General features: G+C 70.1%; 18 protein-coding genes. 12 read left to right on the top strand and 6 right to left on the bottom strand.

Going from position 1 to position 19,588, the window contains the following annotated elements:
• Nucleotides 1-44: 44 nt before the first annotated feature.
• Nucleotides 45-377: a hypothetical protein gene (locus DIE22_RS14590; protein WP_260426673.1), complete on the top strand. Its 333-nt coding sequence runs from the start codon at nucleotides 45-47 to the stop codon at nucleotides 375-377.
• Between the two features lie 181 nt (nucleotides 378-558).
• Here DIE22_RS14590 and DIE22_RS14585 read toward each other — a convergent pair whose 3' ends face one another.
• Nucleotides 559-1,788 carry a transglycosylase SLT domain-containing protein gene (locus DIE22_RS14585; RefSeq protein ID WP_124605378.1) on the bottom strand — a complete coding sequence of 410 codons (1,230 nt, stop codon included), beginning with the start codon at nucleotides 1,786-1,788 and terminating at the stop codon, nucleotides 559-561.
• A 525-nt stretch (nucleotides 1,789-2,313) separates the two neighbouring features.
• On the opposite strand from DIE22_RS14585, the gene DIE22_RS14580 reads away from it, so the two are divergent.
• The gene (locus DIE22_RS14580; RefSeq protein WP_124605377.1) at nucleotides 2,314-2,907 is read left to right on the top strand and encodes a flavin reductase family protein; all 594 of its coding nucleotides are present in this window, start codon (nucleotides 2,314-2,316) and stop codon (nucleotides 2,905-2,907) included.
• Between the two features lie 40 nt (nucleotides 2,908-2,947).
• Here DIE22_RS14580 and DIE22_RS14575 read toward each other — a convergent pair whose 3' ends face one another.
• The gene (locus tag DIE22_RS14575; RefSeq protein ID WP_124605376.1) at nucleotides 2,948-3,778 is read right to left on the bottom strand and encodes a LysR family transcriptional regulator; all 831 of its coding nucleotides are present in this window, start codon (nucleotides 3,776-3,778) and stop codon (nucleotides 2,948-2,950) included.
• Between the two features lie 97 nt (nucleotides 3,779-3,875).
• Here DIE22_RS14575 and DIE22_RS14570 point away from each other — a divergent pair, with 97 nt between their 5' ends.
• The 5 genes from DIE22_RS14570 (at nucleotide 3,876) to DIE22_RS14550 (ending at nucleotide 9,990) form a co-directional block, all read left to right on the top strand.
• Complete coding sequence (locus DIE22_RS14570) at nucleotides 3,876-5,174, top strand: CitMHS family transporter (RefSeq protein WP_124500966.1); 1,299 nt, start codon at nucleotides 3,876-3,878, stop codon at nucleotides 5,172-5,174.
• A gap of 37 nt (nucleotides 5,175-5,211) precedes the next feature.
• Nucleotides 5,212-6,573 carry an acyclic terpene utilization AtuA family protein gene (locus DIE22_RS14565; protein ID WP_124605375.1) on the top strand — a complete coding sequence of 454 codons (1,362 nt, stop codon included), beginning with the start codon at nucleotides 5,212-5,214 and terminating at the stop codon, nucleotides 6,571-6,573.
• A complete protein-coding gene (locus DIE22_RS14560) occupies nucleotides 6,573-6,884 on the top strand; it encodes a hypothetical protein (RefSeq protein WP_124605374.1) in 312 nt (103 codons plus the stop codon). The genes DIE22_RS14565 and DIE22_RS14560 overlap by 1 nt, the downstream gene beginning before the upstream one ends.
• Before the next feature lie 327 nt (nucleotides 6,885-7,211).
• On the top strand, nucleotides 7,212-9,041 hold the full coding sequence (locus DIE22_RS14555) for a methyl-accepting chemotaxis protein (RefSeq protein WP_124605373.1): 1,830 nt from the start codon (nucleotides 7,212-7,214) through the stop codon (nucleotides 9,039-9,041).
• A 100-nt stretch (nucleotides 9,042-9,141) separates the two neighbouring features.
• Nucleotides 9,142-9,990, top strand: coding sequence for a topoisomerase IV (locus tag DIE22_RS14550; protein ID WP_124605372.1), 849 nt, complete (start codon nucleotides 9,142-9,144; stop codon nucleotides 9,988-9,990).
• A gap of 51 nt (nucleotides 9,991-10,041) precedes the next feature.
• Here DIE22_RS14550 and DIE22_RS14545 read toward each other — a convergent pair whose 3' ends face one another.
• From DIE22_RS14545 to DIE22_RS38210, 3 genes are all read right to left on the bottom strand, one after another.
• Nucleotides 10,042-10,971, bottom strand: a complete 930-nt coding sequence (locus DIE22_RS14545; RefSeq protein WP_124605371.1) for a phosphatidate cytidylyltransferase — start codon at nucleotides 10,969-10,971, stop codon at nucleotides 10,042-10,044.
• A 36-nt stretch (nucleotides 10,972-11,007) separates the two neighbouring features.
• Nucleotides 11,008-11,640 carry a lysophospholipid acyltransferase family protein gene (locus tag DIE22_RS14540; RefSeq protein WP_124605370.1) on the bottom strand — a complete coding sequence of 211 codons (633 nt, stop codon included), beginning with the start codon at nucleotides 11,638-11,640 and terminating at the stop codon, nucleotides 11,008-11,010.
• Between the two features lie 231 nt (nucleotides 11,641-11,871).
• Nucleotides 11,872-12,009: a hypothetical protein gene (locus DIE22_RS38210; protein ID WP_185640614.1), complete on the bottom strand. Its 138-nt coding sequence runs from the start codon at nucleotides 12,007-12,009 to the stop codon at nucleotides 11,872-11,874.
• Between the two features lie 83 nt (nucleotides 12,010-12,092).
• On the opposite strand from DIE22_RS38210, the gene DIE22_RS14530 reads away from it, so the two are divergent.
• The 4 genes from DIE22_RS14530 to DIE22_RS14515 all read left to right on the top strand — a co-directional run bounded on the left by DIE22_RS14530 (nucleotide 12,093) and on the right by DIE22_RS14515 (nucleotide 16,384).
• A complete protein-coding gene (locus tag DIE22_RS14530) occupies nucleotides 12,093-12,698 on the top strand; it encodes a CDP-alcohol phosphatidyltransferase family protein (RefSeq protein ID WP_006757190.1) in 606 nt (201 codons plus the stop codon).
• Nucleotides 12,699-12,765: 67 nt separating this feature from the next.
• Entirely contained in the window at nucleotides 12,766-14,535 is a 1,770-nt protein-coding gene (locus DIE22_RS14525; RefSeq protein WP_124500958.1) for a bifunctional alpha/beta hydrolase/class I SAM-dependent methyltransferase, read from the top strand.
• On the top strand, nucleotides 14,532-15,932 hold the full coding sequence (locus tag DIE22_RS14520) for a phosphatase PAP2/dual specificity phosphatase family protein (protein WP_124500957.1): 1,401 nt from the start codon (nucleotides 14,532-14,534) through the stop codon (nucleotides 15,930-15,932). Before DIE22_RS14525 ends, DIE22_RS14520 begins: the two co-directional genes overlap by 4 nt.
• Entirely contained in the window at nucleotides 15,932-16,384 is a 453-nt protein-coding gene (locus DIE22_RS14515; RefSeq protein WP_124500956.1) for a hypothetical protein, read from the top strand. Before DIE22_RS14520 ends, DIE22_RS14515 begins: the two co-directional genes overlap by 1 nt.
• Before the next feature lie 46 nt (nucleotides 16,385-16,430).
• Here DIE22_RS14515 and DIE22_RS38745 read toward each other — a convergent pair whose 3' ends face one another.
• A complete protein-coding gene (locus tag DIE22_RS38745) occupies nucleotides 16,431-17,189 on the bottom strand; it encodes a diguanylate cyclase domain-containing protein (protein WP_260426672.1) in 759 nt (252 codons plus the stop codon).
• Between the two features lie 78 nt (nucleotides 17,190-17,267).
• Between DIE22_RS38745 and bcsB the strand changes: the two genes are divergently transcribed.
• Nucleotides 17,268-19,586 (top strand): cellulose biosynthesis cyclic di-GMP-binding regulatory protein BcsB, encoded by a 2,319-nt coding sequence (gene bcsB, locus DIE22_RS14505; RefSeq protein ID WP_124500955.1) that lies wholly within the window; start codon nucleotides 17,268-17,270, stop codon nucleotides 19,584-19,586.
• Nucleotides 19,587-19,588: the final 2 nt, after the last annotated feature.

The following is a 19,588-nucleotide window of genomic DNA, read 5'->3' as shown; positions in this document are numbered from 1 at the left end:
CAGGCGGGGCCGGCAGCACGCCGGGCCGCGACAGGGGGAAACCGATGAAGAACACGAACACGAACACGATCGCGATGCTCGTCGCACTCGTTGCGAGCGCAACCTTTGCAGGATGTGCGGACATGAACGTGAAGCACCCCAACGCCACTGCCGGCGGCGCCGCGCCGAACGCCGCGCCTGCGTGCCAGGCGGATGCGACGCCGGACGACGCGCTGATCGGCAAGACCGAGGCCGATGCGGCCGCGCTGCTCGACGGCTGCCTGTGGCGCGTGCTCGAGCGCGACGGCAAGTCGTTGCCGGGCACGATGGATTACCGGCAGGAGCGCCGCGATCTCGGCATGCGCGACGGCAAGGTGATCTGGGTGCGGCGCGGGTGACGGGTTGTGCCGATGGGGCGATCCCGCAGCCGGAATCGTCGACGTCGTGCGACTGCGCGTGCATTTCAGCGTGAACGGCAGGGCCGACCTGCCATGGGCGGACGATATGAACACGCCCGAACTTGCACCGACCGTGACGAAGTGAACGCGGCGGCGGCTGGCGAACCCCTGCGCGCGCCCGTTACTTCGAGATATACCAGAGCGCGTCGGTGCTGACGCGCGTGGCTGGTGTCGCCGCGGCCGGTGCCTGGGCCGAGGCGGCAGGCGGCGTGTTCGACGACGTCACCGCGGTGGGCCACGTGGCGGGCGCGCTGGATGTCGTCGGCGTATTCGCGGTGCTCGCGGTCGATGCCGATCCCGACGTCGACGGCGTATTCAGATACCACAGTGCATCGGCCGAAGCCGTACGCTTCGCCGGCGCATGCGCGGGCTGTTTCGATGCGGGTGCCGCGGCAGCCGTTGCCGGCGCCGCGCCCGAACGCTGCGTTCCCGCTGCCGCTCCAGCCCCCGCCTGCATCATCGTGCCCGCCGCGCCACGCTGCGCGCGCGCTTCGAACGGCCCGAGCTGGAAGATCAACGTTTGCGCGGGACGCGTCAGAACGGCATACGGGAACTGCAGCTCCCACGACATCAGCACGCGGCCCGACGACGTTTCGGTGAAGATCGCCGGCACATGCTTCATGTCGCTGAACTGCACGTAGATCCGCGCGCCGTCGTCGAACACCTGGGTCGGCTTGGCCTGGTCGGCGCCCGTGACGGTCCAGCCGAAGTTGTACGTGCCGGCCGGGCCGGCAGGCCCGCCTTGCGGCTGCGGCGGCGGTGCGGCCGGCGCGAGCGTGCGGGCACGCGTGACCGGCGGCGCCGGCACGCTCAGGCTCGCGAACGGGTTATACGCCTGCACCTGCTGCGGCGGCGTAAAGGAGGGTGGAAGGATGGGCATGGGAGTATCCGGCGAATCCGGCATGGTCCGGATTGCATCATAGACCTTGCGGGCATACGCGAGGCGCTTGTCGGGCGACGCGGCGTTGTACGCGCCGATCGCGGTCCAGTTGGCGCCGAGCTGGCGGATGTTCTGCGACAGGATCCACGCGCCGACGTACGCGTTGGTGCACGCATCGAACAGGCTTTCCCGCGTGATGCCTTCGCGCGCGAGCGTCGGCAGCCAGGTGCTGTTGATCTGCATCAGGCCGATGTCGACGGTGCCGTTCGTGTTGGTGTTGACGGCGTTCGGATTCATCCCCGATTCGACCTGCGCGATGCCGCGCAGCAGGCTCACGCTCACCTTCTGGAACGTGGCCGCGTCGTCGAGGCAGTCGGCCCGCGCGAGCCCGTGCAGCGCGCACGACAGCGCGATCGTCGCGGCGATCTTCGGCGTGGCATGGCTGATCGAACGGGCAGTCTGACGCGGCATGGCAGGATGGGGCGGAATCCGGCCGCCCGGTGCAAGGAAATTACGCAGACGCGAAGTGTGCCATAGCGCGCAGGCAAATGGCTGGCGTCAAACTTTCCTTTGCATTTGCCCGCGCGCTTGTCGGGCATTCTCCCTGGCGTCGGTATCGCAGCGCGACGCAATGGAATCGGTAAAAAAGGCTGATTCTCGCGCGCAGGCCGGCGCTGATCGCAGTCGCAATACTGACGCCACGCGTCAGTTGCGCCGCGAATACGGTAATGAATCGCGCAGCGATGGGAAGGAAAACGGCACGGGGCGCCGGTGTGCAGCCCGGAAACGATGACGGCGGCCGCAGCCGCGGTGTCGATGAATCCGCCATCCGGCATCCGCCATGCGATTCCGGCCGACCAGCCGCTCGACACCGCGCGCAGCCGGCCGCCCAGGACGACACGCGCAGCCTTGCGCAGCGTCGGCGGCGATCGGCGTGGAGTGCGAGAATGCGGCCTTCGGCCGGCGCGCATCGCGCCGCTCACCAGGGAAACTCGCATGGACCGTCACATCGCTCCGGTGGAGCTGAAGAAAGCCTACCGTCTCCTCAACCACGGCCCGACCGTGCTCGTGTCTGCCCGCCACGACGGCGTCGACAACGTGATGGCCGCCGCGTGGGCCTGCGCGCTCGATTTCCTGCCGCCGAAACTGACGGTCGTGCTCGACAAGTCCGCGAAGACGCGCGAGCTCGTCGAGCGCAGCGGCACGTTCGTGATCCAGGTGCCGACGGCCGCGCAACTGCAGCTCACGCATGCGGTCGGCAGTCACAGTCTCGCCGAGCGGCCCGACAAGCTGCGCGACGCGGGCGTCACGCTGTTCGACGTCGAAGGCCATGACCTGCCGTTCGTCGCCGGCTGCTCCGGCTGGCTCGCGTGCAAGCTGATTCCCGAGCCGCACAACCAGCAGACCTACGACCTGTTCATCGGCGAGGTGGTCGGCGCGTGGTCCGACACGCGCGTGTTCCGCGACGGTCACTGGTATTTCGAATCGGCCGATCCGGCGCTGCGCAGCCTGCACTACATCGCGGGCGGCAACTTCTACGCGATCGGCGAGTCGCTGCACGTCGATCCGGGCCAGCCGGACCCGCAGTAAGCAGCCGGCCGGTTGTCGGCCGCCGTTCCGGGCGCGCGGCTCACGCGCGCTTTTTCAATTCCGCGAGCATCACGTCGGCGAACGCCTGCGCGACGCGCGACAGCGTGCGCCCGCGCTTCGCGACGAGCGCGATCGGCCGCACGAACGCGGGGTCGTCGATCGGCTTCGCGACGAGGTCGGGCTCGGCGCGCACCTCGCGCGCGGTTGCCGGCAGGATCGTCACGCCGAGGCCGCCGCGCACCATCGCGACGGCCGTCATCATGTAGGTCGGTTCGCACGCGATGTCGGGCGTGCAGCCGGCCGCGTCCAGCGCGGCATCGACGACGCTGCGCACGCTCGTGCCCTGCGCGGTCAGCACGAGCGGCACGGCGGCGACGTCGGCGGTACGCACGCGCCGCTTGCGCGCGAGCGGATGATCCTTCGGGCACACGGCGACGAGCCGGTCGGCGCCCGCATACAGCACCTCCAGCGACGCATCGAACGTGTCGCCGCCCGTCAATCCGAGATCGGCTTCCTCGTTGCGCACCAGCGCGGTGACGAGGCTCGCGACGCCGTCGCGAATGTCGAACCCCGCGCGCGGCACGTCGCGCCGGAACGACTGGATCAGCTCCGGCAGCAGGCTGGATGCGAAGGTCGGCAGGCACGCGAGCCGTACCGTGCCGCTCGCGCCTTCGCCGAGCGCGCGCGCATCGCGCAGCACGCGCTCCATGTCGTCGAGCGCGCGCTGCAGCAGCGGCAGCAGCTCGCGCCCGGTCTGCGTGAGCGCGACGCTGCGGCTGTTGCGGTCGAACAGCCGCGCGGCCGCGCGCGTGAAGTTGCCGGCGTGCGCGACGGTGACGAACGCGCGAATGTCGCGAAGGTTCAGATCCATAACGGTTCGTGATTGCTGCGATCAAATCATTTCAATTGTGCTATCGCTGCGCCGACCTTACGCTCGTCTCCAACAAAAGACAAGGTAGGAGACACGGATGCTGCCGTTACTCGGGCTGGGCACGATCGTCGTGCTGCTGGCCGCGATTCTGTCGAAACGCATGTCGCCGCTCGTCGCGCTGATCATCGTGCCGATCGCGGCGTCGCTGATCGGCGGCTTCGGGCTGCACACGAGCAAATTCGTGATCGACGGGCTGAAGGGCCTCGCGCCCGTCGTCGGGATGTTCGTGTTCGCGATCCTCTATTTCGGGACGATCACCGACGCCGGCACGCTCGACCCGATCATCGACCGCATCCTGCGCGCGGTCGGCACGCGGCCCACGCGGATCGTGATGGGCACGACGCTGCTCGCGCTGCTGATCCACCTCGATGGCTCGGGCGCCGTCTGCTTTCTCGTGACGATTCCCGCGGTGCTGCCGCTGTACGACCGCCTGAAGATGGACCGGCGCGTGCTGGCCGCCGCGGTGTCGATGGCCGCGGGGATCAACTTCCTGCCGTGGACGGGGCCGATGATCCGTGCGTCGGCATCGCTGCACCTGCCGGTGTCGGCGTTGTTCAATCCGCTGATTCCGGTGCAGGCGATCGGGCTCGTGTTCGTGTTCGGCGTCGCATACTGGCTCGGGCGGCGCGAGGAGAAGCGGCTCGGCCTGTCGCGCGACGATGCGTCGATCCCGCTGCCCAAACGCGAGCTGACACCCGACGAACAGGCGCTGCGCCGGCCGCACCTGTTCTGGTTCAACCTGGTGCTGACGCTCGTCGTGCTCGGCACGATGGTCGTGATGGGCGAGAAGATCCCGCCCGCGATCATGTTCATGGTCGGGCTGTGCGTCGCGCTGCTGGTGAACTACCCGGACGTCGACATGCAGCGAAAGCGCATCGACGCGCATGCGCGCGCGGCGCTGATGATGGCCGGCATCCTGCTCGCGGCCGGCGTGTTCACTGGGGTCATGCAGGGCAGCGGGATGCTGAAGGCGATGGCGCAGGCGGCGGTCGGCTTCGTGCCGCCGTCGATGGCCGGCCACATCCCGGTCGCGCTCGGCTTCGCGTCGATGCCGCTCAGCATGCTGTTCGATCCCGATTCGTTCTACTTCGGCGTGCTGCCGGTGATCGCGGAAGTGGCCGGCCAGCTCGGCGTGCCGGCCGTGCAGGTCGGGCAGGCCGCGCTGCTCGGCCAGATGACGACCGGGTTTCCGGTCAGCCCGCTGACGCCCGCGACGTTCCTCGTCGTCGGCCTGTGCGGGATCGAGCTGGCCGAGCACCAGAAATTCACGTTCCCGCTGCTGTTCGGCGCCTCGATCGTGATGACGATCGCATGCGTCGTGCTGGGCGTTTTTTGATCTCTCCCGGCGCGGCGCGCCGGATGACGGTACGGACATGACAGTAAAGCCACCACACGAACGGCGCGTGCGCATCGGCGCGGGCGCCGGCTACTCGGGCGACCGGATCGAGCCGGCGGTCGAACTGGCCGAACACGGGCAGCTGGACTATCTCGTCTTCGAATGCCTGGCCGAGCGCACGATCGCGATCGCGCAGCAGGCGCGGCGCAAGGATCCGTCGCTCGGCTACGATCCGCTGCTCGACGCGCGCATGCGTGCCGTGCTGCCGGTGGCCGCGGACAAGCGCGTGAGGATCGTGTCGAACATGGGCGCGGCCAACCCGCGCGCGGCCGCGCGGCGCACCGCGCGGATCGCGCAGTCGCTCGGCCTCGCGGGGCTGAAGGTCGCGGCGGTCGAAGGCGACGACGTGCTCGACGTCGTGCTGCGCGGGGCGTTCCGCTTCGAGGAGTCGGGCGACGAAGTCGCCGCGTATCGCGACCGCATCGTGTCCGCGAACGCGTATCTCGGCGCCGCGCCGATCGTCGATGCGCTCGCGGCCGGCGCGGACGTCGTGCTGACCGGGCGCGTCGCCGATCCGTCGCTGTTCGCCGCGCCGCTGATCCATGCGTTCGGCTGGCGGATGGACGACTGGGACACGCTCGGGGCCGCGACGGTCGTCGGCCATCTGCTCGAATGCGCGGGGCAGGTGACGGGCGGCTATTTCGCCGACCCCGGCTACAAGGACGTGCCGAATCTCGCGCGGCTCGGCTTCCCGATCGGCGAGGTCGCGGCCGACGGCTCGGTCGTGATCACCAAGGTGCCGCATGCGGGCGGCCGCGTGAGCGCGGCGACCTGCAAGGAACAGCTGCTGTACGAGATCCATGATCCGGCGCGCTACCTGCAGCCCGACGTCGTCGCGGATTTCACGCGCGTGGCCGTCACGGAGGAGGCACCGGACCGCGTGCGCGTGACGGGCGGGCGCGGCACCGCGCGCACGGATACGCTGAAGGTGTCGGTCGCATACGTCGACGGCCATATCGGCGAAGGACAGATCTCCTACGGCGGGCCGGGGGCGCTGGCGCGCGCGCGGCTCGCGCTCGACATCGTCCGCGAGCGGCTCGCGCTGACCGGCGTGGCCGCGACCGAGTTGCGCTTCGATCTGATCGGCGTCGACTCGCTGTATGGCGACGCGACGCCCGCCGTGCGCGGCGAGCCGGCCGAAGTCCGCGTGCGGGTCGCCGGCCGTGCGGCGAGTGCGGCCGAAGCCGCGCGGATCGGCAACGAAGTCGAGACGCTTTATACGAACGGGCCGGCCGGCGGCGGCGGTGCGTTCAAGTCGACGCGCGAGGTGATCGCGGTGCAGTCGGTGCTGCTGCCGCGCGCGGCCGTGGCGCCGTCGTTTTCATTCGTGGAGGCCTGATGCAATTGCGTGAACTGGCGCATGCGCGCACCGGCGACAAGGGCAATACGCTGAACGTGTCGGTCATCTGCCGCGATCCGCGTCACTATGAACACCTGCGCGCACATCTCGATGCGCCGGCGGTGAAGGCATGGCTCGCGGGCATCGTGCACGGCGACGTCGTGCGCTACGAACTGCCTGCGCTCGCCGCGTTCAACTTCGTGCTGCGCGAGGCGCTCGGCGGCGGCGTCACGCGTTCGCTCGCACTCGACGCGCACGGCAAGTCGGTCAGCTCCGCGCTGCTGGCGATCGACGTGCCCGACCCGGCGTGACGGCGTGGCGGTGCGCGCCGCCGGCGGGGCGCGTGACCGCGGTTACGGAATCAGCAGTTCGCGGCGACCGTCCGCGTGCGCGACGCGTTCGCCGGCGAGGATCTGCCGCGCCGCGCCGCGCCGCGCCTCGCCGCGGCGCGTTTCCCATCCCGCCGGTGCATTAACCCTTCGGGGGTATCGATCGGCGCGCCCGCTGCCGGTGCATCACGGTTTTTTTGCATGGTCTGACCAGTCGAACCTCAAGTTGCGTCGCGACCGGTCGTTAAATCCGGTTGCGTACTCATTTGACTGTTCGATAACAACGCGCAACCGGAGATCGCCGTCATCATGCTGTCATCAATTCGCGCCCGGATCGTGGCAACCTGCGTCGCCATCGTCGTCACGGCACTCGCCGTCACCGGTGGCCTCGTGTACGAGGTTGTCAAGCGACACAACGACGAGACCATCGACCAGAACCTGCGGTCGGTCCTGGCCGGCCACGCGCTGGCGATCGACGAGTGGGTCGCCGGCCGCGCCCAGCAGACGCAGGCGCTTGCGGATACGCTGGCGATCGGCGAAGGCGATCCGCTGCCGGCACTGACGCTGCTCGGCAAGTCGGGCGGGTTCCAGGTGCTGACACTCGGCCTGCCGGACCGCACGGCGTTCTCGAACATCCCGCTCGCGTCCGGTTACGATCCGACCGCGCGCCCGTGGTACAAGCAGGCGGTCGAGGCCGGCCGGCTCGTCGTCACCGCGCTGTACCAGGACGCGTCGACCGGCAAGCCGGCGTTTGCATTCGCGGTGCCGATCATGCGCGGCGGCGCGCTGAAGGGCGTGCTGGCGGCGAGTCTCTACATGGAACGCGCAAGCGCAATCGTCGCGTCGATGCACCCGACGCCGGCGAGTTTCGCGTTTCTCGTCGACCGCGGCGGGCGTCTCATCGCGGGCGGGAAGACCGACCTGATCATGAAACCCGCCACGCAGCTGTCACCGGAACTGACGCCCGAGCGTCTCACCGGCCTGCAGAGCGCGACCGAGCCGGTGGCGATCGCGATGGACGGCGTGACCAAGCTGCTGCGCGCGCAACCGATCGCCGGTACGGACTGGTCGCTCGTGATGGCGCTCGACCGGTCGGACGTGACGGCCGGCATGCGCGCCGTCGCGACGACGACGCTCGTGGCCATCGTCATCGTGGCCTGTATCGCGGCCGCGCTCGTCGGCGCGCTGACGAATGCGGCATTCAAGCGCGTGCTGCTGGTGCGCGATGCGCTGACCGACGTCGCGAGCGGGAGCGGCGACCTGACGAAGCGGTTGCGGGCGGACGGCAACGACGAGGCTGCGCAGATCGCGCGCGCGTTCAACCTGTTTGCGGAAAAGATTTCGGCGATCCTGCTGCAGATCCGCGGGTTCAGTGAATCCGTGAGCGTGGCGAGCGCGGAGATCGCACAGGGCAACCAGGACCTGTCGAGCCGGACCGAGCATGCGGCGTCGAGCCTGCAGGAAACCGCGGCAGCGCTCGAGGAGATTGCCGGCACGGCGCGCAACTCGGCCGATGCGGCGACGCAGGTGAACCGGCTCGCGGAATCGGCGTCGGGCGTCGCGACGCGCGGCGGCGAGGTGGTGAGCCAGGTGGTCGCGACGATGGGCGAGATCACGGCGGCCTCGAACGAAATCTCGAACATCATCGGCGTGATCGACGGCATCGCGTTCCAGACCAACATCCTCGCGTTGAATGCGGCCGTCGAGGCGGCGCGCGCGAACGAGCACGGGCGCGGCTTCGCGGTCGTCGCGGGCGAGGTGCGCACGCTCGCGCAACGCAGCGCGCAGGCCGCCAAGGAAATCAAGCAGCTGATCCAGGCGTCCGTCGACAAGATCGAGGGCGGGTCGGAACTCGTGCACACGGCGGGCGCCACGATGGACGAGATCGTCGAGGGCGTGCGCGGCATTACAAGCGTGATCGCGGAAATGACGGTTGCGGCGAACGAGCAGAGCACGGGTCTCGCGCAGGTGAACCAGGCGGTGTCGCAGCTCGATCACTCGACGCAGCAGAACGCGGCGCTCGTCGAGGAGTCCGCCGCCGCCGCGGCACTGTTGCGCGAGCAGGCGGCGCAGCTCGCGCAAACGGTCGGCGAATTCAAGCTTGCGCGTCCGCAAACGGCCGATATGGCGCCGGCGTGATGCGGCGCGCGCCGGGGCCGCGGCGTGCGTGTACGCTACGGGCTCGCGGGCATCGGCCCGCGCGTGCGGCAGGGGCCGCGCGCATCGACCGGATCCTGGAATGAAGAACGAGATCGTTACGCCGGGCTGCACGAATGGCGAGGCCGGGCGCGGGCGCCGGTTCGCGGCAACGCTGGCCGCACTGTCCGCCCTCGCGGTGTTCACCGCGCTCGCCGCGGTATCGCCTGCCCATGCCGCCGAGCCGACGCATCCCGACCGCCAGCTGCAAAGTTTCATCCGCGACACCTACGGCAAGTGGCGTGCCGATCGCAAGGGCTGGCAGTCGGACGCGGGCGATTTCGTCTATGCGCCGTGCGGATCGCTGCGCGTCGCGACGGCCGACGGCCCGCGCACGCTGCTCGCGATGTGCGGCGAGACCGAGGACGCCGTGCAGAACGGGATGCCGGGGATGGATTCCGATGCCACGTCGGGCGCGATCGACCTGTACGTGCTTCGGCCGTCGCAGGACGGGACGACGCTCGAAGCGGCGCTGAAGAAGACGGGCATCGCGTCCGGCGGGCGCGGCGAGCCGGGCACGGTGAGCATCCAGCGGCTCGGGCCGCACCTGTTCGGTTTCGTCATCGGCGACAGCGATTCGCGGCAAGGCTATACGCAAAGCATCCGCTCGATCTGGCTGCCGTACGGCGACGCGCTGGTGCTGGCGGCGGCGCGCATCGACGAAGCGCTCGACAATGCGGAATCGACCGAATGCGCGAACGATCCGGCGCGCTGCGAGGAACGCCGCTTCGCGATCGCGCCGGACGCGCGCGCGGGCGATGGCGTCTATCCGCTGATCGTGACCGAAACCGGCAAGCGTGGCGATCGCGCGATTCACGCGCGCCATACGGTGAAGTTCGACGCGGCGCGCGGCCGCTACATCGTGCCGAAGGCCGTGCGCGAAGGGTATTGAGCGGTTCGTGCGCGGAACCGCGAAACCGGGCGGCGTTGCGCCGCCCGCACCTCACACGTACAGGTAGCGCACGAGGTGGAAGAACACCGGCGCCGCGAAGCAGATCGAATCGACGCGATCGAGCATCCCGCCGTGGCCCGCGATCATCGAGCCCCAGTCCTTGGTGCCGAGCGAGCGCTTCACGGCCGACAGCACGAGGCCGCCGACGAAGCCCGCGATCACGATCGCGAGCGAGATCCCGAACGCCGCGCCGAAGCTGAACGGCGTCACGCGATACAGCGACGCGCCGCACAGCGTCGCGAGCAGGCCGCCGCCGATGAAGCCTTCGACCGTCTTCGACGGCGACAGCCGCGGCGCGATCTTGCGCCGCCCGAACAATTTGCCGACCACATATTGCAGCACGTCGCTGACCTGCACGACGAACAGGAAGAAGAACAGCAGCAGCGCGTTCTGCCCCGCATAGCGCGGAATGTCGAGGATCAGCACGGCCGGCGCGTGGCTCAGCCCGTACACGCACACCATCAGCGCCCAGTTGATCTTCGCGTTGCGGCTCAGGAATTCGCGCGTGTCCTGCGTGAGCGCCGACACCAGCGACATCGCGAAGAACAGGTGCACCGGCACGAAGATCGAGTACATGCCGTACCAGTTGATCCCGAGCAGCAGGTACTGCACCGGAATCGCGACGAAGAACGCGATGAACAGCGTCGTGTGGTCGCTTGCGGTCGTCGGCGTGAGCGTGATGAATTCGCGCAGCGTCAGGTACGACAGCAGCGCGAACACCAGATACGTGACGTTGTTGCCGAGGCTGATCGCGATGACCATGATCGCGATCATCGCCCACCACGCGCGGATGCGCTGGTTCAGGTTGACGATGGTCGCGCTGGTGCCGCCGCTGCGCGCGCCGAGGATCGCGCCGACCACGGTCGCGAGCAGCAGCACGCCGGTGACGCCCGCGACCAGTTCCCAGAAGAGAGTTCGCATGAAGAAGTCCGGAAAAGGGAGAGGGGGGCGCCGCGTTCAGCCGGCCGGCCGCTGCGGCGGCGCGAGCGCGACGATCGCGTCGCGCATGCGGGCGAGGAAGGTCGGCTTGTCTTCGCCGGCGCCGAGCGCGTCGTTCGCGCCGAAGTGCACCTTGCAGATCAGCGGCACGGGCCAGATCGCGCCCTTCGGCATGATGCGCTGCAGGTTCTCGAGGTAGACGGGCGCCAGCGCGACGTGCGGAAACTCGGTCGCGAGATGGAACAGGCCGCTCTTGAACGGTTGCGGCAACACGTCGGCGCCGCGCGTGCCTTCCGGGAAGATGATGATCGAGTGGCCTTGCCGCAGGGCGTCGCGCACCGGGCCCAACGGGTCGCCGCCGCTGTCACGGTGACGGTCGATCAGCACGACGTTCAGCAGCTTCTGCGCGATGTGGCGCTTCAGGTCGCTGCTGTCCCAGTAGTCGCGTGCCGCGACCGGCCGCACGACCGCGCGCACGTCGCGCGGCAGTGCGGCGAGGATCGCGAGCGTGTCGATATGGCTCGTGTGGTTCGAGAAGTAGATCTTCTGCGTCGGCGACGGCGGCGCCTGATGCCAGACCGGATACGCACCGGCGACGAGCCGCACGATCGACAGCAGGAAATCGCGCTGCCAGACGTTCAGGATGTTCATCGGCGTCGCGCCTCCTGCCTGCATGCCCGCGCAGCCGCGCATGCGCGGCGGGCGGAATCCCGGAATGCCGGCGCGGCAGGATGCGCGCCAGACGGCCATTGTTCAAGTTTTTTCAAATTCGTGGCTGCCTGTCGCAGGGCCGCGGTAATCGGACGATTCGCTCGCGCATTTTGCGTCGCGGCGAATGCGCCGGTCGGCGGCGTGATAATCGGCTGTTGCACGAGTGCCCGGTCACAGTTCGAATGCGTTGCTGCGCTCACGGGCCAGCGGATTATCGCGAGTTTCCGTCAAAAACGCCAGATTGCGCGGCGCGGCCGAAGCGGGGCGCGGCTTGACGCGTCGGGGCCGCTCGGCGACGATGACGACCACCTGTCGAAAACCGCCGCTGGCGGTTGCGCCGCCCGGGGCATGGCGGCTGGAAACGTGTCCGAACGTGACGAACCAATAAAACGATGAGCCTCTACGCACTCAAACCGAAATTCCAGAACCGTCTGCGTCCGTTCGCGGATTCGCTTGCCGAACGCGGCGTCACCGCCAACCAGGTCACGCTGTTCGCGGCCGGCGGCTCGATCGTCGTCGGCGCGCTCGCCGGGCTCGGCGTGTTCGCCCGCGTGCTGTTCCTGCTGATCCCGATCTGGCTGTTCGTGCGGATGGCGCTCAACGCGATCGACGGCATGCTCGCGCGGGAACACGGGCAGAAGAGCACGCTCGGCGCATACCTGAACGAGCTCGGCGACGTCGTGTCCGATGTCGCGCTCGTGCTGCCGTTCCTCGCGATTCCCGCGTTCGCGCCGGCCGACGTCTGGCTGTTCGCGCTGACGGCGGTGATCGTCGAATGCGCGGGGCTGATCGGCCCGCTCGCCGGCGCGACGCGCCGCTACGACGGCCCGTTCGGCAAGAGCGACCGCGCGCTTGCGCTCGGCGCATTCGCGCTGTGGATCGGCTTCGGTCTGCCGGTCGGCAGCGTCGCCGCATGGCTGTGGCGCGTGCTGATCGTGCTGTCGATCGTGACGGTGGTGCGGCGCGTGCAGGCCGGCGTCGCCGAAGCGGGCGGCTGACGGCCCTGGATGGACCGGTGCCGGAGGGCGGCGCCGCATGATTCGAATAACGAGACGAGAGAAACGCATGAACGCACGCACGGCCCGCGAGGCCGACTTCATCACGCACGACGGCGAAACGCTGTTCTATCGTCACTGGCCCGCGACGGGCCCGCGCTGCCGCGGCGCGATCGTGCTGCTGCATCGCGGCCACGAACATTCGGCGCGCGTCGCGCACCTCGTCGACGAGCTCGGCCTGCCGGACTTCGCGTTCTTCGCGTGGGATGCGCGCGGCCACGGCCGCTCGCCCGGCGCGCGCGGCTACAGCCCGAGCGCGGCCGCGTCGGTGCGCGACCTGCAGACCTTCGTCGAGCATATCCGCGACACGCACGGCATCGCGATCGAGGACATGGCCGTGGTCGGGCAGAGCGTCGGCGCGGTGCTCGCGGCTACCTGGGTTCACGATTACGCCCCGCCGATCCGCTGCCTCGTGGTCGCGTCGCCCGCGTTCCACATCAAGCTCTACGTGCCGTTCGCGCGGCCGGGGCTGCGGTTGATGCACAAGCTGCGCGGACTGTTCTACGTGAACAGCTACGTGAAACCGAAATTCCTCACCCACGACCCCGAACGGATCGCGAGCTATGCGGCCGATCCGCTGATCACGCGGCCGATCGCCGTCAACATGCTGCTCGACCTGCACGACACCGCGAAGCGGATCGTCGCCGATGCGGCCGCGATCACGGTGCCGACGCAGCTGTTGATTTCGGGCGCCGACTGGGTCGTGCATCGCGGCCCGCAGGACCGCTTCTTCGAGCGGCTCGGCGCCGCGCGCAAGGAGCGCATCGTGCTGCCCGGCTTCTATCACGACACGCTCGGCGAGCGCGACCGCGCGCAGGCGCTCGCGCCGCTGCGCACGTTCGTGCTGCGCGAGTTCGATATGCCGAGCCCGCGCGTGTCGCTCGCCGACGCCGACCGGCGCGGCGCGTTCCACGACGAATACGCGGCGCTCGGCCGGCCGCCCGCGAACCCGTTCGCGCGTGCGTACTGGGCGATCACGCGGGCGGGCCTGAAGGCCGGCGGCGCGCTGTCGGACGGCATCGCGCTCGGGCTGCGGCTCGGCTTCGATTCGGGTTCGACGCTCGACTACGTGTACCGCAACCGCGCACAGGGCCGGCTCGGCGTCGGCGCGCTGATCGACCGCACCTATCTGGATTCGCCGGGCTGGGTCGGCATCCGTCAGCGCAAGGTGCATCTGCAGGAGCTGATCGGCGCGGCGATCGGCCGGCTGCGCGGCCGCGGCGAACCGGTTCGGATCGTCGACATCGCGGCCGGGCACGGACGCTACGTGCTCGACGCGATCGCGACGGCCGCCGAACGCGACGGCGCGGCGCCCGACGACATCACGCTGCGCGACTACAGCCCGCCGAACGTCGAGGCCGGGCGCGTGCTGATCGCGCAGCGCGGCCTCGAGCCGATCGCGCGCTTCGAGCGCGGCGACGCGTTCGACGAGGCGTCGCTCGCGACGCTCGAGCCGCGCCCGACGCTCGCGATCGTGTCGGGGCTGTATGAACTGTTCGGCGAGAACGCGTTGATCGAGCGCTCGCTGCGCGGGCTCGCGCAGGCGGTGCCGCCCGGCGGCTATCTCGTCTATACGGGGCAGCCGTGGCATCCGCAGCTCGAATTCATCGCGCGTGCGCTGAACAATCACCGTGGCGACGCGACCTGGGTGATGCGCCGCCGCTCGCAGGCCGAGATGGACGAACTCGTCGCGCGCGCCGGTTTCCGCAAGCTCGACCAGCGCATCGACGAGATGGGCATCTTCACGGTCAGTCTCGCGCAGCGGGTCGACGCGTCATGAGCGCGCTCGGCGGCGGCGCGGACGGTCTCGCCGAGCCGGCGGCCGGCGCGCGCGACGCGTCGTTCGCGCTGCGCGTCGGCTGGCTCGCGGCGATGGGCGCCGTGTTCTTTTCCACCTACGGCTTCGCGAACTGGCTCGCCGCGCGCCGTGCGGTGGTGCCGACCTTCGCGTTCGGCTGGGAGCACGCGATTCCGTTCGTGCCGTGGAGCATCGTGCCGTACTGGTCGATCGACCTGCTGTACGCGCTGTCGTTCTTCTTCTGGACCCGCCGCGACGATCTGCTCGATCACGTGAAGCGGCTGTTGACGGTGCAGCTGGTGTCGGTCGCGTGCTTCATCGCGTGGCCGCTGCGCTTCGGCTTCGAGCGCCCCGATGCGCTCGGCGCGGCCGGCGCGCTGTTCACGCTGCTGATGGGGTTCGACAAGCCGTTCAACCAGGCGCCGTCGCTGCACATCGGCCTGCTCGTCGTGCTGTGGGCCGTCTATGCAAAGCATCTGCGCGGCACGGCCGCGCGCATCGTGCTGCATCCGTGGTTCGCGGCGATCGGCGTGTCGGTCCTGACGACCTACCAGCATCACGCGATCGACGTGCCGACCGGCGCGGCCGTCGGCTGTCTGGCGCTGTTCCTGTTTCCGTTGCGCGACGCGGCGGGGCGGCTGCCGGGTGCCGCGGGCTCGCCGTCCGCCGCCGGCCGCGCGCTGGCGCGCCGCTACGCGCTCGGCGCGGCGCTGGTCGCGCTCGCGGCGCTTTACTGCGTGTCGCGTGCGCCGGGCTGGGCGCTGGCGGCCGGGTGGGGCGCGCTGGCGCTCGCGTGCGTCGCGTGGATCTACCGGCGCGGGGCGCCCGGTGCGTTCCAGAAGGACGACGCGGGCCGCATCCCCGTGTTCATCCGCTGGCTGCTCGCACCGACGATCGCCGGCGCGTTCGTCAATTCGCGGCTGTGGACGTTCCGGCAGCCGGCGCCGGTGCGGATCGACGAACGCGTGTCGATCGGCCGTGCGCCGACCACGCGCGACATGCGGCGCCACGGTTTCACCGCGCTCGTCGACCTGACGGCCGAGATGCCGCGCTGGGCCGCGGCCGACGCGTCGTTCGCGTATGCGGCGGTGCCGCAGCTCGACCTCGTCGCGCCAACCTCCGCGCAGCTCGCGGCGGCCGTCGCGGCACTCGAACGCCTGCATGCCGAAGGGCGCGACGTGCTGGTCTGCTGCGCGCTCGGCTACGGGCGCAGCGTGTTGTGCGCGGCCGCCTGGCTTGCCGCGCGGCGCGGGCTCGGCGACGCGCGCGACGCGCTCGCGGCGGTATGGGCGGTGCGGCCGCGCGCGGTCTGGTCGAACGACGCCGTGGCCGTGCTGCAGGACTGGATCGACCGGCGCCGCGTGACGGGAGGGGCGTGATGCGCGACCCGTCCGCCCCGTTCCGGATCGCCGCCGCGCGCGGTGCGCTCGACGCGGGCGCGTGGGCGATCGCGGCCGCGCTGGCCGCGGCCGGTGCCGGCTGGTGGATCGCGTCGGGCTGGACGCCGGCGACGATCGCGCGCGTGCTGCTGGCCCTGGTCAGCACCGTGTCGGGGATTGCCGCGCTGTGGTACGCGGTGCGCATCGAGATCGACCGGCGGCTGTTTGCCGCGCTGGCGCGGGCGGTGTCGGACGACGCGTCGGTCGACGACGGGCTCGCCGCGCTCGATCGGGCGCTCGCCGATCTCGGCTGGATCGATGAAGGGAAGGCCGGACGCACGCTCGACGCGCGGGTGCGCGGCGCGGTCGGGCTGTGCCGTGCCGGCGTGCTGGTTGCGATCGTGCAGTGGAGCGTGGTCGGGCTGGCGATCGCGCTGCCGCGGGTCGGTTAGCCGCGCGGTCGCGGCCCGGGCGGCGGGACACGGCACGCGTCGTGCATCACGCGTGCGCCACCCGCTGCGTCCGCGTGCGCTTCACTTCGTACATCGCCTGGTCCGCGTGCTCGATCAGCGCGTTCATGTCGGTGCCGTCGTCGGGCAGCATCGCGACGCCGACACTGACGCCGAGCCGCAGCGGATGCCCCTCGAACTCGAACGGTTCGCCGACCTGCCGGGCGAGCCGGGCGCGCTGCGCGTCGACATCGTCGCGGTTGCCGACGTTGGGCAGGATCACCGCGAACTCGTCGCCGCCGACCCGCGCAACCGTATCCGAGCGCCGCACGGTGCCGAGCATGCGCGCGGCGATGATGCGCAGCAGCGTGTCGGAGGACGGGGTGGCGGTGTCGACGATTTGATCCAGGTCAGTTTTCCATCGAGAAAACGCAGCGCGCGACGCGGGCTTGCGGTAGCATACGCGCCGCTCACGCGGCAGCGCGTTCCGGCGGCTCGCAACGGGTCGCAACGGGTCGTGGTCGCCGTCCGGCCAGCCGGCAGTATGCCGGGCGGCCCGACCGCCAGCAACGGCGTAATTCTTGCCATTCAATCGCGGCGCGCAGCATTTCCGACCGAATTGAGTTTTTTTCCCTTCGTCATCACGAATCAGGGTAAGTTCTGCCCTAATTTTGAGATAGTGTGACGAATGGGCGTGCGCCGGTGCCAGGCGCGCGCAGTACGACGAACCGGCAGCGGAGGAGTCCGGCGCGTCGTTTCCATAAATGCATTCAGGCCAGACATGAGGGGAAGCAGTGGGGATGTGCACTCACGGGCATAGCTGCTTTGCGCGCGCCGATCGCGACGCGCTTGATGACCGGATGATCGCGACGATGCGGGGCCGCGCATGAAGGCGGCGATGTCGTTGTTCGTCCTGTCGGTCGCCACGTTTGGCGCGTTTCATGCGGCCGCGCTGTCGGCCGCACCGATGCCGGCGGTGCCCGCGGCCGCTTCGGCGTCCGCGGGCAGTCCGCCCGGGCCGGCGCTCGCCAGCGGCGCGGCCGTGCCGCCGCTCGCGGCCGCGCCGAGCGCCGCCGGCCTGCCGGCGACGACCGTGCACCTGCCGTTCGCGTCGCTTGGCGCATTCGATCCGGTGCGCCTGCGCGGCGCCGACGATGCGCGCACGATCAGCGCGGGCGTACGGCTCGACCGGGTGGTCACCGGCGCACGGCTGCGCCTGACCTATGCGTACTCGCCGTCGCTGGTGTTCCCGATGTCGCACCTGAAAGTGTCGATGAACGGCGAGGTGGTCGCGACCGTCCCGTTCGACGCGGCGCGCGCGGGCCGCACGGTCACGCAGGACATCCCGATCGATCCGCGCTATTTCTCCGACTTCAACCAGATCGGGCTGCGCCTGATCGCGCACTACACGCTCGATCACTGCGAGGATCCGTCGAACTCGGCACTGTGGGCCGACGTGAGCCCGACCAGCGAGCTGATTCTCGACGAGTCGCCGGTGCGCCTGCCGAACGATCTCGCACTGCTGCCCGCGCCGTTCTTCGACCGGCGTGACAACGGACTGCTGCGGCTGCCGTTCGTGCTGCCGGCGTCGCCCGACTCGGCGACGCTGCGCAGCGCCGGTGTGCTCGCGTCGTGGTTCGGCGCGCAGGCCGATTACCGGCAGGCACGCTTCCCGGTCGCAGCGGCGCTGCCGGCCGACGACCAGGCGGTGGTGGTCGGCACGGCTGCGACGCTGCCGGCCGGCCTCGCGCTGCCGTCGATCAACGGCCCGCTGCTCGCCGTCGCCGACAACCCGGCCGCGCCGGGCCGCAAGCTGCTGGTCGCGACGGGCCGCACGGCGGCCGAGGTCGACGACGCGGTCGCCACGCTCGTGCTCGGCCGCGCGGCGCTGTCGGGCCCGGCGGCGACGGTCGCGCACGTCGATCTCGGCGCGCCGCGCCAGCCGTACGACGCACCGCGCTGGCTGCCGGTGAACCGGCCGATCGCGTTCCGCGAGCTGGTGCCGGATCCGCGCGAACTCGAAGTGCGCGGCACGTCGCCCGACGCGATCCGGCTGAACCTGCGCGTGCCGGCCGATCTCCATTCGTGGAACGGCTCGGGCGTGCCGATCACGCTGCGCTATCGCTATACGGCGCCGACCGTGCAGGACAACTCGACGCTCGCCGTCGAGATCAACGAGCAGCTCGTGAAGTCGTACCGGCTCGGGCCGGCCCATGCGGAAGACGCGCGCGGGCGCATGCAGCTGCCGCTGCTGTCGGTGCCGGAAGGGCGCGTGACGAGCGATGTCGACATCCCGGCATTCCGCGTCGGCAGCGGCAACCAGCTGCAGTTCCGCTTCACGCTCGATTCGCAGAAGACGGGGCTCTGCGCAAGCACCGCGACCGAGCCGCAGCGCGCGGCGATCGATCCCGATTCGACGATCGACTTCTCGCACTTCGTCCACTACGCGCAATTGCCGAATCTGGCGTTCTTCGCGAACAGCGGCTTCCCGTTCACGCGTTTCGCCGACCTGTCGCAGACGGCCGTCGTGATTCCCGACCGGCCGTCGCCGCACGAGCTCGAAGCCTACCTGACGATGCTCGGCCACATGGGTCAGTGGACCGGCTTCCCCGCGCTGCGCGTGCAGGTCGCGCGGCCCGGCGACGTTGCCGCGCTGGCGGGCCGCAAGGACCTGCTCGTGATCGACGGCTCGCCCGCGTCGCCGTTGCTGTCGCGCTGGCGCGCGGCGCTGCCGCTGTCGATCGACCAGCAGCCCGGCACGGGCGCGACGCGTGTCGCATTCTCGGTGAAGGAGCGCTGGCGCAACGGCGTCGGCATGGCCGACGGCGGCGCGCATGTCGAACAGACGGGCGCGCTCGCCGCGCTCGCCGGGTTCGAGCTGCCGGGCAGCCACGGCCGCAGCGTCGTTGCGCTGACGGCGACCGACCAGACGCGCCTGGCCGACCTGCTCGACGTATTCGAGAAGCCGGGCCTCGTGTCGCAGTTGCAGGGCGACCTCGCGCTGGTGCGGCCGGGGCAGGTCGACAGCCTGCGTGTCGGCGAGCCGTACGTGGTCGGCTTCGTGCCGTGGTATGCGCGCGTCTGGACGCATGCGGCGCGGCACCCGGTCGTGCTCGGCGTGGTTGGCGTCGTCGCGGGGCTGTTGCTCGCGCTCGGCGTGTTCAGCGTGCTGCAGAGGATCGCCGCGCGCCGACGGGGGATGTAACG

Source organism: Burkholderia sp. Bp9142, assembly GCF_003853415.1.
Taxonomy (GTDB): Bacteria; Pseudomonadota; Gammaproteobacteria; order Burkholderiales; family Burkholderiaceae; genus Burkholderia.
This window is presented reverse-complemented; position numbering and strand designations above follow the sequence as displayed.

Coding starts and splice junctions, on each gene's coding strand:
- DIE22_RS14550 (WP_124605372.1), top strand. CDS start 9,142: ATGAAGAACGAGATCGTTACGCCGGGCTGCACGAATGGCGAGGCCGGG.
- DIE22_RS14525 (WP_124500958.1), top strand. CDS start 12,766: ATGAACGCACGCACGGCCCGCGAGGCCGACTTCATCACGCACGACGGC.
- DIE22_RS14540 (WP_124605370.1), bottom strand. CDS start 11,640: ATGAACATCCTGAACGTCTGGCAGCGCGATTTCCTGCTGTCGATCGTG.
- DIE22_RS14575 (WP_124605376.1), bottom strand. CDS start 3,778: ATGGATCTGAACCTTCGCGACATTCGCGCGTTCGTCACCGTCGCGCAC.
- DIE22_RS14555 (WP_124605373.1), top strand. CDS start 7,212: ATGCTGTCATCAATTCGCGCCCGGATCGTGGCAACCTGCGTCGCCATC.
- bcsB (WP_124500955.1), top strand. CDS start 17,268: ATGAAGGCGGCGATGTCGTTGTTCGTCCTGTCGGTCGCCACGTTTGGC.
- DIE22_RS14530 (WP_006757190.1), top strand. CDS start 12,093: ATGAGCCTCTACGCACTCAAACCGAAATTCCAGAACCGTCTGCGTCCG.
- DIE22_RS14570 (WP_124500966.1), top strand. CDS start 3,876: ATGCTGCCGTTACTCGGGCTGGGCACGATCGTCGTGCTGCTGGCCGCG.
- DIE22_RS14520 (WP_124500957.1), top strand. CDS start 14,532: ATGAGCGCGCTCGGCGGCGGCGCGGACGGTCTCGCCGAGCCGGCGGCC.
- DIE22_RS14585 (WP_124605378.1), bottom strand. CDS start 1,788: ATGCCGCGTCAGACTGCCCGTTCGATCAGCCATGCCACGCCGAAGATC.
- DIE22_RS14560 (WP_124605374.1), top strand. CDS start 6,573: ATGCAATTGCGTGAACTGGCGCATGCGCGCACCGGCGACAAGGGCAAT.
- DIE22_RS14590 (WP_260426673.1), top strand. CDS start 45: ATGAAGAACACGAACACGAACACGATCGCGATGCTCGTCGCACTCGTT.
- DIE22_RS14545 (WP_124605371.1), bottom strand. CDS start 10,971: ATGCGAACTCTCTTCTGGGAACTGGTCGCGGGCGTCACCGGCGTGCTG.
- DIE22_RS14515 (WP_124500956.1), top strand. CDS start 15,932: ATGCGCGACCCGTCCGCCCCGTTCCGGATCGCCGCCGCGCGCGGTGCG.
- DIE22_RS14565 (WP_124605375.1), top strand. CDS start 5,212: ATGACAGTAAAGCCACCACACGAACGGCGCGTGCGCATCGGCGCGGGC.
- DIE22_RS14580 (WP_124605377.1), top strand. CDS start 2,314: ATGGACCGTCACATCGCTCCGGTGGAGCTGAAGAAAGCCTACCGTCTC.